This window comes from Vitreoscilla filiformis, assembly GCF_002222655.1.
Taxonomy (GTDB): Bacteria; Pseudomonadota; Gammaproteobacteria; order Burkholderiales; family Burkholderiaceae_C; genus Ideonella; species Ideonella filiformis.
In genome coordinates this window covers 1,633,824-1,646,010 of sequence record NZ_CP022423.1, presented here as the reverse complement: position 1 = coordinate 1,646,010, position 12,187 = coordinate 1,633,824, and the positions used below count along the sequence as shown (strand labels likewise).

The window sequence follows — 12,187 nt, the reverse complement described above, 5'->3', positions numbered from 1 at the left end:
CACCCGATGGCCAAGAACATCATTTTCTGTGCCGATGGCACCTGGAACAGCCCCGACCAGGACGAAAACCACGACGAGCTGCCGGATCCGACCAACGTCTACAAACTGTTCCTGCATTTGGCCGGGGACATGGACTGCCTGAGCTTGCTCAAGTCCAACGAGCAGGAAAAGGAGCTGGTCAATGCACAGGGGCAGGTGCTGCAAATCGCCAAGTACCTGCACGGCGTTGGCGACTCGAACAACGCCATCCACAAGCTGCTGGGGGGCGTTTTCGGCGCGGGGGTGATTTCACGCATCGTGCGGGGTTACACCTTCATTTCGCGCCATTACCAGCCAGGGGACCAGATTTTCATCATCGGCTTCAGCCGAGGGGCTTACACCGCCCGGGCACTGGCGGGCCTGATCGCCAAGCGTGGCCTGCTGCGGTACGGCGCAACCCTGTCCCCAGAACGGGCGTATGCCAAAGGCGCCCTGGTTTGGAAGAAGCACCACGCCCAACGGCCTTCTTCGCTGTTGGCGCGGTTGGCCGATTTGGTCAACAGCCTCAACAGTGAGTTGTCGGACGAAACCTTGGCGCTGGACGATCTGCGCCCCGTCGATCGCATCGCCGCCGTGGGCGTGTGGGACACGGTAGGCGCCATGGGCCTGCCCACCTACGCCCGCGACGGTGAACGGGCCGACACCTTCAAGTTTGCCGACTTGAAACTCAGCACCAAGGTCGTGCGTGGTTTCCATGCGGTGTCGCTGGACGAACAGCGGCCCGACTTTGCCCCCACCCTCTGGGAGCCGGGCGACAACGTGGTGCAAATGCTCTTCCCCGGCGCCCATTCGGATGTGGGCGGCGGCTACCCCGTCGCGAACAACGAGAGTGGCCTGTCGGACATTTCACTGGCCTGGATGCTGGAACAACTCCAAAGCTGCGGCCTGGTGCTGCAATCGCAACTGGGGGTGCCGATTTCACCGCGTGCCGTGTGGCCGATGAACCCGGATCCGATGGGCATCGGGCATCAGCCGTGGCGACAGCCGCCCTGGGACTTTTTGCTGGACAAGCCCCAGTCGCGCCAATTCCCGGCCCATGTCCAAGCCCATCCGAGCGTGGCGCAGCGCTGCCAGGCCGCGTGCGTCAAAGCCGCGCCCAACGCCGAGCCCGAGCGCTACGCCCCACAGAACCTGCCTTAAGCGATCTTGACGTACTCGTAATCCACGGGCTGCTGGTTGATGCCCATGCGCGGCGGGGCAATCCAACTGGCGTACTGGCCCGGCTCGTGGCTGGGTTTCATCAGGCTGTTGATGAAATCCATGTCCGCCGCATTCGGCAGCCATTCACCTTGGGCGGCTTCCCAGGCTTCGGCGGTCATCAGCTCGCCCGCCGGGCTGATTTTGTGGCCCGCAAACTCACCAATGCGGCGGTTGAACCCCTTGTGCGGCTGGCTCAAGCGGAAGTGAATGCCAGCTTTCTCGATGATTTTGTTCCAGCGGTCGATGCCACCTTGGCAATCGGCGATGTAGTCATCGAGCAAGCGGCAGTTGATGGCGCGCAGGGCGGGCACGGCTTCGTCCACCAGCTTGCCATCGATCACGCGGGTGACGGTGTAAGTGGCATCGGCCAGCACATGGTCGTCGCCCTTCAGGTTGGCTTCGTTGAAGCGGCCCTTCAGACCGGACGAAAAAGCTTCCGCGCCGTTGCTGGAGATTTCCGAGCCGAACAAATCGCGTGTCACGCTCATGTGGAAGTTGGCTTTGCGTTGCAGCAGGGGCAAGTCCACCACGCCCAGGGCGCGGATGCGTTCCACATCGTACGGATCGGTGATGCCGGCCTTCTTCATGGCATCGCAGGTGGCCTGGATGGTGCGGCCCACGCCGGTTTCACCCACGAACAGGTGGTGCGCTTCTTCGGTCAACATGAAGCGGCAGGAGCGGCTCAGTGGATCGAACCCTGATTCGGCCAGCGCGGCGAGCTGCATCTTGCCGTCGCGGTCGGTGAAGTAGGTGAACATGAAGAACGACAGCCAATCCGGCGTGCGCTCGTTGAAGGCACCCAGGATGCGCGGGTTGTCCTGCTGACCGCTGCGGCGCTCCAGCAGGGCTTGGGCTTCTTCGCGGCCATCTTTGCCGAAGTACTTCACCAGCAGGTACACCATGGCCCAGAGGTGGCGGCCTTCTTCCACGTTGACTTGGAAGAGGTTGCGCATGTCGTACAGGCTGGGGGCGGTGGCGCCGAGGTGGCGCTGTTGTTCCACCGAAGCCGGCTCGGTGTCACCCTGCACCACGATCAGGCGACGCAGCAGCGAGCGGTATTCACCCGGCACTTCTTGCCATGCCGGTTCCCCCTTGTGGCGGCCACACGGAATGGTGCGGCCTTCCACCTTGGGCGCCAGCAGGATGCCCCAGCGGTATTCGGGCATCTTCACGTAACCAAACTTGGCCCAGCCCGCCGGATCGACGCCCACCGCCGTGCGCAGGTACACGTCGGCGTTTTGGAAGCCTTCGGGGCCCATGTCCTTCCACCAGTCGATGTAGTTGGGATGCCAGCTCTCCAAGGCGCGCAGCAACTGCCGATCGGACGAAAGATCGACGTTGTTGGGAATCGTGTCGTCGTAGCTCACTTCGACGAAGTTTTCGGCGCTGACCGACTCGGGGGCTTCTACCAGGGTGTCTTCGTTGCTCATCGTGTCTCCGTGTCTCCAATGGGGGTTTGTGCTGCACCTGGGGGGAGCATGGTTGCAATGCACTGCTTTGCACATCACGAACGGCACTTTAGTGCCAATGACCCGGCTTGCGCAATCGGTTTCATGCAGTATCATGCCAGTTAAGTCACTGAACTTTTGCGCTAGATCAGAACGACACCCTCAGCGACGCCCCCGATCCCGAAAACGACGAGGAGACAACCATGGCCCGCTTTCTTGATGACCCGGCCCAGATGGCCCCGCCGCGCACCCTGCGCCAAGACCTTTCAGACGGCAGTTTTGTGCTGCGCTCGCCCGAAGCATTGCAGCCTTATGCGCGCTGCATTGGCGATTGGCTGGAACGCTGGGCCGTGGAAACCCCGGACGCTCCGGCCTTTGCCGAGCGGGACGCCGCCAACGGAAACGACGGCTGGCGCCGCCTGAGCTGGCGCGAAACCCGCCGCTTGGTAGGTTCGGTGGCGCAAACCCTGTTGGCACTGAACCTGCCTGAAGGCAAGCCGGTGGCCATCCTGTCGGACAACGCGCTGGATCACCTCATCCTCATGCTGGCGGCCCTGCATGTGGGGCGGCCCGTGTGTACCGTCTCCAGCGCCTACTGCCGGCTCACCAAAGACTACAGCAAAATCTGCAATATTTTGCAGATGCTCGATCCGGCACTGATCTACGCCTCCGACGCCACCGTGTACGCCCCAGCGATTGCAGCCTGCCGGCGCAGCTCGGTGGTGGTGTTCTCCAAGGGCGCCGAAAGCGTGCCCGGCGCCTTTGGCTTCGAGATGTTCACCCGCATGACCGAGGGCCCAGCGGTGATGGTCGCCTTCGACGCCTTGGTGCCGGACGATCACGCCAAATACCTGCTCACCTCCGGTTCGACCGGCCATCCCAAGGTGGCGATCAACACCCATCGGATGCTGTGCGCCAACCAGCAGATGATGATTCAGACGTGGCGCTGGTTGCAGCAGGACAAACCGGTGCTGCTGGACTGGCTGCCCTGGAGCCACACCTTCGGCGGCAACCACAACCTGAACATGGTGCTGGCCAACGGCGGCACGCTCTACATCGACGACGGCCGCCCCATGCCCGGCCTGATCGAAAAGACGGTGCGCAACCTGCGCGAGGTCAAGCCCAATTTCTTTTTCAACGTGCCGCGTGGGCTGGACATGCTGCTGCCTTTCTTGGAAGGCGACTTGCACTTCGCCCGCGAGGTGCTGGCCGGCCTGCGCGGCGTGTTCTACGCCGGCGCGGCCCTGCCTGCGGCCAGTTGGCACCGCTTACAGGCCGTGGCCGCCCAAGTGCGCGAGGAACCGCTGTGGCTGACCACCTCCTGGGGTTCGACCGAAACCGCGCCAGCCGTCACCACCGCGCACTGGAAACTGGACGGCGCCGGCTGCATCGGCCTGCCCCTGCCCGGCGTGGATTTGAAGTTCATCCCCAATGGTGAAAAGCTGGAGCTGCGCGTGCGCGGCGTGAGCGTGTTTCCCGGCTACCGCCACGCGCCCAAACTCACCGCCGCCGCTTTTGACGACGAAGGTTTTTACAAGATCGGCGACGCTGGCCTGCTCGCCGATCCCGAGCACCCCGAAAAAGGGGTGATGTTCAACGGCCGCGTGGCCGAAGACTTCAAACTGACTTCGGGCACTTGGGTGTCGGTGGGCACGCTGCGGCTGAAGTTGGTGTCGGCGCTGTCGCCTCTGGCCTCGGATGCCGTCATCACCGGGCACGACCGGGCGGAAATCGGCGCCCTGGTGTTCCTCACCCCTGCCGCACAGGCCCTGCCGCCGGATCGCCTGCACAGCCAAGTGGCCGAGGCCCTGCATCGGCTCCGGCGCGACGGCGGAGGCTCCTCCCAGGCCGTGGGCCGGGTGCTGTTGATGACCGAACCCGCCAGCGCCGATGCCGGCGAAATCACCGACAAGGGTTATATCAACCAACGCGCCGTGCTCACCCGCCGCGCCGAACTGGTGACGATTCTCTACACCGACCCGTCGGATGAACGGGTGGTGCTGGCGGCTCACTGAGCCAACGAGGCGCAGGTCTGTACCGGGCGTGCCATGCGCGCTTGGCGTGCCCGGCGCCAGCGCCCTTCGCCTTCGGTCACCGCCCAGCCCACCAGCAGGCACAGGCCCCACGTTCCAAACAGGCCCAGCGTGTGGGCCGCCACGTCCCCCGGCCACATCCGCCCGACCCACGCCCCGCACACCATGCACACGCTGTAGTGGAACAGGAACACGGGGTAGGAGATGTCGGCCAACCAGCGCATCAGCGGTTGCCAAGCCGAACGGGCCAGCCAGCGGGCGCCCGGTTGGAAGATCAACACCCCAGCCGTCAAACCCGCCCAAACCAGACGCTCGCGCCAAGCCCACATCAGCGCCAGCATGAGGGTGGCCGCCAGCAGAATGGCGCCGGTCTGCCTCACCGCTGGCGAGGCATGGCGCAACCAAAACGCCACCACGCCCAAGGCGTAACTGCCCCAGAAGTACGGTGCCGCCACGTCCCAACCGGGTTGCAGATTGGCCCAGAACAGCGCAGCCACGCCCCCCGCCATCACGCCCCATGCCGCCACCGAGCGACGCCAAGGCCGCCCACCCGACCGCTGCCAGCACGCCAAAGCGGCCAAACAGGCGAACAACTGCCAGTCGATGGCCACGTACCACAGCCCGGCATTGACCGAATCCCACCCCAACAGGTCATGCAACAGCCCGACATTGGCCAACCATTGCCAACCGGATGGCGCTTCGGGCGTGTCCGGATCGGGCAGGATGTCGCGGGTCCAAGCCGCTGCCAACACCGCCACTCCCACCGCCAAAGCGCCCAAGCCCATCAGCCGCTGATAACGCAAGCGCACCGCCCGCCCCCAACTGCGCCAAGCCGATGTGCGCAGCGGCTTCGGGGCTTGGCCCCACGGCGGCAACAGCGCCCGGGCCGCCAAATAGCCCCCCATCACCAAAAAAATTTGCACCGCCATGCGGGCTTCATCGGCCAGCCAGTCCCACAGCCCTTGGGCGGCGGGTGTGGCGTTGCGCCCCATCGGGCCATAAATCAGCAGGTGATGCCAGACGATGAGCTGGGAGGCCAAGGCTTTGCCCCAGTCGATCCAAATGTCGCGCTCAACGGGGGAAGATGAAGACAGGCTCATGATGTAGAAGTCGATTCAATGCGTCGGCGGGTTAACGCCGTCAGGCCAAAAATGGGTGTCGCCTCAGAGCGCTACAGTGCTGAGCCATGAAACTCAGCCAAATCCTGTTTTCTCAAGGCTTCGGAACGCGCAAAGCGTGTGCCGGTCTGGTGTGGTCGGGGGCCGTTTGGCACCAAGGCCGCGAGCTGGACGATCCCGACGAAGATCTGCCCACCACCGATCTGGTGCTAACCATCGACGGCAAACCCTGGCCCTACCACGCCCAAGCGCTGGTGATGCTGCACAAGCCCACGGGTTACGAGTGCTCGCAAAAGCCCAAGCACCACCCCAGCGTAATGACCCTGCTGCCTCCCCCGCTGCGCCAGCGCGGGGTGCAGCCCATCGGTCGCTTGGACGAGGACACCACCGGTCTGCTGCTGTTCACGGACGATGGCCGGTTGATCCACCAACTCACATCCCCCAAGCACCACGTGCCCAAGGTGTACGAGGTGGGCTGCAAACACGCCGTCGATGACTCGCAGGTGGCGCGTTTGCTGGCCGGGGTGGTGCTGGAAGACGATCCAACGCCCGTGCGCGCCGCCGCTTGCGAAATCACCGGGCCCACGGCCCTGCGCTTGACGCTCACCGAAGGAAAATACCACCAAGTCAAGCGCATGCTGGCCGCCGTGGGCAACCGGGTGGAGCAATTGCATCGCAGCCGCTTTGGCCATCTGCACATCCCCGACGATCTGGCGCCCGGTCAGTGGTGCTGGCTGCCCGGCTGGCTTCCCCCCGCGCTCGATCAACCTGGAACGGGATCGGGATAATCCCGCCTCATGCGAATCTTCCGAGGGCATCGTCCCACCCGCGCAGTCGATCCGGGCTGCGCCCTGACCATCGGCAATTTTGACGGCGTCCACCGAGGCCACCAGGCCATGCTCGCCCTGCTGAACAACGAAGCGCGCCACCGGGGCTTGCGCAGTTGCGTGATGACGTTCGAACCGCACCCGCGTGACTGGTTCGCCCAGCAAGCTGGCCAGCCCGAACGGGCACCGCGCCGCATTGCCACCCTGCGCGACAAGCTGCAAGAACTGGAACGCTGCGGTGTGGACGACGTGGTGTTGATGCGCTTTGACCAGCGTTTCGCCGCCCAATCGCCCGACGATTTCATCCGCGATGTGCTGATGCAGCAACTGCGCGCCCGTTACGTGCTGGTGGGCGACGACTTCCGCTTCGGCGCCAAACGCGCTGGCGACTACGCCTTGCTCGACGCGGCCGGCAACGACTTGGGCTTTGATGTCGCCCGCATGATGAGCTACGAAGTGCATGGCGTGCGCGTCTCCAGCTCGGAGGTGCGCCAAGCCCTGGCCGCCGGCGACATGACCCGTGCCGCCCGGCTGCTGGGCCGCCCCTACGGCATCACCGGCCATGTGGTACACGGGCGCAAGCTGGGGCGGGATTTGGGTTTTCGCACGCTGAACCTGCGCTTTCCCTCGCGGCTGCCGGCGGCGCAGGGGATTTTTGTGGTGAGCGTCCACGGCCTGGGGGATCAACCGGTGCCCGGCGTGGCCAGCCTCGGCGTGCGCCCGACGGTGGAAGACGCTGGCCGCGTGCTGCTGGAAGTTCACTGCCTGGAATGGCCCGGCCACCTCGACATCAACGCGGGTTACGCCCAGCTTTTGCGCGTCGATCTGCTGCACAAGCTGCACGACGAACGGCGTTACCCGTCGCTGGATGCACTGCGCGCCGGCATCTCGCAGGATGTGACCGATGCGCATGCCTGGTGGCACGCCCGATCGACCCCGCCCGGTCGTTAAAATTTCGCGTTTTCGCCGGGTGCTGCGCTGTGCCCCGGCGCCCTTTTTGTTCAGCGTGCCGCGCCGGCGCGTTCTCATGCCATGACCGACTCTGCCCAGAACACCCCGGACTATCGCTCCACGCTCAACCTGCCCGACACCGCCTTCCCGATGCGCGGCGATCTGCCCAAGCGCGAACCGGCTTGGGTGAAGTCGTGGAACGCTGCCGATGCGGAGGGGCGCACGCTCTACCGCCGTCTGCGCGAGGCCCGCAAAGGCGCGCCGCTGTTTGTGCTGCACGACGGCCCACCCTACGCTAACGGCAAGCTGCACATCGGCCACGCGCTGAACAAGGTGCTGAAGGACATGATCGTCAAATCCAAGCAACTGCAAGGGTTTGATGCGCAATACATCCCCGGCTGGGACTGCCACGGCCTGCCGATTGAAAACGCCATCGAGAAGCTGCACGGTCGCAAGCTGAGCCGCGACGACATGCAGGCCAAGAGCCGCGCCTACGCCACCGAGCAAATCGAGCAGCAGCGCGAGGACTTCAAGCGCCTGGGCGTGCTGGGCGATTGGGAACGCCCGTATCGCACGATGGATTTTGCGAACGAAGCGGGCCAACTGCGCGCCTTCAAGCGCGTGATGGAACGCGGTTTCGTCTACCGTGGCCTGAAACCGGTGTACTGGTGTTTTGACTGCGGCAGCTCGCTGGCCGAGTTCGAAATCGAATACGCCGACAAAAAGAGCGACACGCTCGACGTGGCGTTCGAAGCGAACGACTCCGCCGCGCTGGCCCGTGCTTTCGGCCTGAACGCCCTGCCGGAAAACAAACAAGCCTTCACCGTGATCTGGACGACCACGGCTTGGACGATCCCCGCCAACCAAGCGCTGAACGCCCACCCCGAACTGAGCTACGCACTGGTGGACACCCCACGCGGCGTGCTCATGCTGGCCGAAGAACTGGTGGCCAAATGCCTGGAGCGCTACAAACTCGAAGGCACGGTGCTGGCCACGGCCAAGGGCGAAGCGCTCAAGGGCTTGGTGTTCCGCCATCCGCTGCACGACGCCGAAGGCGGTGACCAAGGCGGCAAATACAGCTACAAGCGCCTCTCGCCGCTGTACCTGGCCGACTACGTGACGGCGGCGGACGGCACCGGCATCGTCCACTCCGCCCCGGCTTATGGGGTGGATGACTTCAACTCCTGCGTCGCCCACGGCCTGAAGTACGACGACATCCTCAACCCCGTGCAGGGCAATGGCGTGTACGCGGAAGAACTGCCGTTCTTCGGCAACGAGCACATCTGGAAAGCGGTGCCGCACGTTCTCGAAGTGCTGGCCGCCAACAACCGGCTGATGGCCACGCAAACCATCACCCACAGCTACCCGCACTGCTGGCGCCACAAGACCCCGGTGATCTACCGCGCCGCCGCGCAGTGGTTTGTGCGCATGGACGAGGGCGAAGGCGTCTTCACGCAAGACAAAGCGCCCAAGACGCTGCGCCAACTGGCGCTGGACGCCATCGACCACACCTCGTTCTACCCGGAAAACGGCAAGGCCCGCCTGCGCGACATGATCGCCAATCGACCCGATTGGTGCATCTCGCGCCAACGCTCCTGGGGCGTGCCAGTGCCATTCTTCTTGCACAAGGATTCGGGCGAGCTGCACCCGCGCACCATGGAAATCATGGATCGCGCCGCCGAAATCGTCGAAGCGGGTGGCATCGAAGCCTGGAGCCGCGTGACGGTGGAAGAGATGCTGGGCGCCGACGACGCGCCGCACTACACCAAGAGCACCGACATCCTCGAAGTGTGGTTCGACTCAGGTTCGACCTTCTGGCATGTGCTGCGCGGCAGCCACGCCCACGCCTACCCGAACGGCGCCAGCCATGCCGAAGGCCCGGAGGCCGATCTGTATTTGGAAGGACACGATCAGCATCGCGGCTGGTTCCATTCGTCGCTTTTGCTGGGCTGTGCGCTCTACGGCCGCGCCCCGTACAAGGGCCTGCTGACCCACGGTTTTGCCACCGACGGCAAGGGCCGCAAGATGAGCAAGAGCCTGGGCAACACCGTTGAACCGCAAAGCGTGACGAACAAGCTGGGCGCGGAAATCGTGCGCTTGTGGGTGGCCGCGACCGACTATTCGGGCGACCTGAACATCGACGACAAGATCCTGGCGCGGGTGGTGGACGCTTACCGCCGCATCCGCAACACGCTGCGCTTCTTGCTGGCCAACGTCTCGGACTTCAACCCGGCCACCGACGCGGTGCCCGCCGACGAGCTGCTGGAAATCGACCGCTGGTTGCTCTCCCGTGCTGGCGAGTTCCAAGCGGACATCCTCAAGCACTTCGACGCCTACGAGTTCCACCCGGTCGTCGCCAAGTTGCAGGTGTTCTGCTCGGAAGACCTGGGTGCGTTCTATCTGGACGTGCTGAAGGATCGCCTTTACACCACCGCGCCCAAGAGCCTGGCCCGGCGCTCGGCGCAAACCGCGCTGTGGCAGTTGACGAACGCCATGCTGCGCTGGATGGCCCCGTTCCTGAGCTTCACCGCTGAAGAAGCCTGGGGCTCGTTCGCAGGTGAGAAGAGCAGCGGCACGATCTTCACCGAAACCTTCTGGCCTTTCACCACGCCCAACGAGGCGCTGTTGGCGAAGTGGGCGCGCATCCGGGCTATCCGGGATGTGGCGAACAAGGAAATCGAGGCCGTGCGCGGTACGGGGGCCGTGGGCGCCTCACTGCAAGCCACGCTGACCATCACCGCCGGCGCGGACGACGCGGCGCTGCTGCGCTCGCTGGGCGGTGACCTGAAGTTCGTCACCATCACCTCCGCCGTGGAAGTGGTCGATGGCGAGGCGCTGGCCGTGGTGGTGACGCCCAGCGGCGCCACCAAGTGCGAACGCTGCTGGCATTACGCCGACGATGTGGGCCAGCATGTCGAACATCCGGGGCTGTGCGGGCGCTGCGTGAGCAACTTGCATGGCACCGGTGAAACGCGCACCGTGGCGTGATCCACCATGAAAAAGGCCGCCTTGCGGCGGCCTTTTAACTCACGCGAGACAACGCTCAAGCGCGACGCTGACGGCGACGCAGCGCCACCAAACCGGCCAAACCGCCGAGCCACAGGAAGGCGGTTTCAGGTTCCGGCACAGCCGACACGCCCCCCACCGATGCGTAACCCTGGGTGGTCACGAAGTCTTGGTACTGACCATTGCTGTAACGATACAACGTCGTGGTCGTGTACTGGTTGGACTGCAATGCAGCGGCAGCCGACAGGTAACCCTGTGCCAGCGACTGCACGCTGGCGCTGCTGAAGTTGCGTGCCGAGAAATTGCCCGACGACAACGAGCCGCCCAGGCCGTCATACAACACTTCCCAAACAGCCAGTTGCAGGGCGGACTTCTGATCCCGCGTGGCCACTGCGTCTGTACCGCTGCTCGACCCGTTGAAGCCAGCCGCCGCAAAGAGGCGCGAGAAGCCGTCATTGACGTACGAAGTCACCGTGTAATTCACCGTGCTGAGCGTGGCCGCCTGATCCAGCTCCATGCAGAACGCCTCGAACGTCTGACCGCCATAGGTCAAGCTGAGGGGAATCTGAGCGGTGCCAGTGCGATTGGTGCCGTTCAACGTGGTGTCGGCGGTGCCGTAACCGTCATTCCAGTTGGCACCCACCGTCACATCGGTGGCCATGGCCGGGAGTGCTGCGACTGCACAAGCCAGAGGAACGAGCGCCCGTTGAACTTGTTGGAAGAACTTCATGATGACCTCTTACACGCCTTGTTGAACCTGCTGTGCCTGATTGTGGTGCAAACTCCAACGTTTAGTAACAACTTTATACGGCAACCACCTAATTTACACACCCTCATGACTTCCATCAATTCACCCGCCACCCCCCCACTGCGACTGCCTCACTGGCTGGCCTTGGCCACCCTGGTGGTGGTGCTGGATCAACTCACCAAACTGTGGATCGTCGAGCGTTTCGCGCTGGGCGGTGGCTTGCGCATCACCGGGTTTTTCGATTTGGTACGCGCCCACAATACCGGCGCGGCGTTCTCATTTCTGGCCAATGCGGGGGGCTGGCAACGCTGGTTTTTCGTCGGCTTGGGCGGACTGGCGTCCGGTGTGATCATCTGGATGCTGCGGCGCCATGCCGATCAACGGCTGTTTTGCTTCGCCATCACTTTGATCCTGGGCGGGGCCGTGGGGAATGTCATCGACCGGCTGGCCTACGGCCATGTCGTGGACTTTCTCCAGTTCCACTGGGACTTTTTGGCGGTGATTTTCCCGGGGGGCTACTTCCCCGCTTTCAATGTGGCGGACAGCGCCATCACACTGGGGGCAGGCTGCCTGATCGGCGATGAGATCCGCCGGGCCCGCGCCCACTGAACGGGCCCGTAACCCGTCCAGCATCCTCGCCGTTTTTTACGGCAATCACCTGATTCACCCCCTCCATGACGGGGGCGATACTACATCCATGCCCCCTCTCCCCGGCCCTCTCCCACAAGGGGAGAGGGAGTAAGCGTTAAAGCCCCTCTCCTCCTGCGGGAAAGGAGTTGGGGAGACAGGGAGCAGGCTTTAAAGCCCCTCTCCCCTT

The 12,187-nt window shown here is 64.1% G+C and carries 9 protein-coding genes; 6 read left to right on the top strand and 3 right to left on the bottom strand.

The annotated features are described in order from the left end of the window. Positions 1-6: 6 nt before the first annotated feature. A complete protein-coding gene (locus VITFI_RS07805) occupies positions 7-1,179 on the top strand; it encodes a DUF2235 domain-containing protein (protein ID WP_089416467.1) in 1,173 nt (390 codons plus the stop codon). Here the strand turns inward: VITFI_RS07805 and boxB are convergent. Further along, complete coding sequence (gene boxB / locus VITFI_RS07800) at positions 1,176-2,669, bottom strand: benzoyl-CoA 2,3-epoxidase subunit BoxB (RefSeq protein ID WP_089416466.1); 1,494 nt, start codon at positions 2,667-2,669, stop codon at positions 1,176-1,178. The genes VITFI_RS07805 and boxB overlap by 4 nt on opposite strands. A gap of 221 nt (positions 2,670-2,890) precedes the next feature. Between boxB and VITFI_RS07795 the strand changes: the two genes are divergently transcribed. Further along, positions 2,891-4,702, top strand: coding sequence for a feruloyl-CoA synthase (locus tag VITFI_RS07795; RefSeq protein WP_089416465.1), 1,812 nt, complete (start codon positions 2,891-2,893; stop codon positions 4,700-4,702). On the opposite strand, the gene VITFI_RS07790 is transcribed toward VITFI_RS07795, so the two are convergent. Continuing rightward, on the bottom strand, positions 4,696-5,820 hold the full coding sequence (locus tag VITFI_RS07790) for an acyltransferase family protein (protein WP_089416464.1): 1,125 nt from the start codon (positions 5,818-5,820) through the stop codon (positions 4,696-4,698). The two genes, VITFI_RS07795 and VITFI_RS07790, sit on opposite strands and share 7 nt — an antisense overlap. 86 nt (positions 5,821-5,906) lie before the next feature. Between VITFI_RS07790 and VITFI_RS07785 the strand changes: the two genes are divergently transcribed. The 3 genes from VITFI_RS07785 (at position 5,907) to ileS (ending at position 10,604) form a co-directional block, all read left to right on the top strand. Further along, entirely contained in the window at positions 5,907-6,626 is a 720-nt protein-coding gene (locus VITFI_RS07785) for a pseudouridine synthase (RefSeq protein ID WP_089416463.1), read from the top strand. A 9-nt stretch (positions 6,627-6,635) separates the two neighbouring features. Next, positions 6,636-7,616, top strand: coding sequence for a bifunctional riboflavin kinase/FAD synthetase (locus VITFI_RS07780; RefSeq protein WP_089416462.1), 981 nt, complete (start codon positions 6,636-6,638; stop codon positions 7,614-7,616). Positions 7,617-7,697: 81 nt separating this feature from the next. Further along, a complete protein-coding gene (gene ileS, locus VITFI_RS07775; RefSeq protein WP_089416461.1) occupies positions 7,698-10,604 on the top strand; it encodes an isoleucine--tRNA ligase in 2,907 nt (968 codons plus the stop codon). Positions 10,605-10,659: 55 nt separating this feature from the next. Here ileS and VITFI_RS07770 read toward each other — a convergent pair whose 3' ends face one another. Beyond that, positions 10,660-11,352 (bottom strand): PEP-CTERM sorting domain-containing protein, encoded by a 693-nt coding sequence (locus tag VITFI_RS07770; RefSeq protein WP_157725600.1) that lies wholly within the window; start codon positions 11,350-11,352, stop codon positions 10,660-10,662. Positions 11,353-11,457: 105 nt separating this feature from the next. Between VITFI_RS07770 and lspA the strand changes: the two genes are divergently transcribed. Then, positions 11,458-11,979 carry a signal peptidase II gene (gene lspA / locus VITFI_RS07765; protein WP_089416459.1) on the top strand — a complete coding sequence of 174 codons (522 nt, stop codon included), beginning with the start codon at positions 11,458-11,460 and terminating at the stop codon, positions 11,977-11,979. The last annotated feature ends 208 nt before the right edge of the window (positions 11,980-12,187 follow it).

Bases quoted from the DNA above. Each gene is read 5' to 3' on its own strand.
- VITFI_RS07805 (WP_089416467.1), top strand. From the start codon at position 7: ATGGCCAAGAACATCATTTTCTGTGCCGATGGCACCTGGAACAGCCCC.
- boxB (WP_089416466.1), bottom strand. From the start codon at position 2,669: ATGAGCAACGAAGACACCCTGGTAGAAGCCCCCGAGTCGGTCAGCGCC.
- VITFI_RS07795 (WP_089416465.1), top strand. From the start codon at position 2,891: ATGGCCCGCTTTCTTGATGACCCGGCCCAGATGGCCCCGCCGCGCACC.
- VITFI_RS07790 (WP_089416464.1), bottom strand. From the start codon at position 5,820: ATGAGCCTGTCTTCATCTTCCCCCGTTGAGCGCGACATTTGGATCGAC.
- VITFI_RS07785 (WP_089416463.1), top strand. From the start codon at position 5,907: ATGAAACTCAGCCAAATCCTGTTTTCTCAAGGCTTCGGAACGCGCAAA.
- VITFI_RS07780 (WP_089416462.1), top strand. From the start codon at position 6,636: ATGCGAATCTTCCGAGGGCATCGTCCCACCCGCGCAGTCGATCCGGGC.
- ileS (WP_089416461.1), top strand. From the start codon at position 7,698: ATGACCGACTCTGCCCAGAACACCCCGGACTATCGCTCCACGCTCAAC.
- VITFI_RS07770 (WP_157725600.1), bottom strand. From the start codon at position 11,352: ATGAAGTTCTTCCAACAAGTTCAACGGGCGCTCGTTCCTCTGGCTTGT.
- lspA (WP_089416459.1), top strand. From the start codon at position 11,458: ATGACTTCCATCAATTCACCCGCCACCCCCCCACTGCGACTGCCTCAC.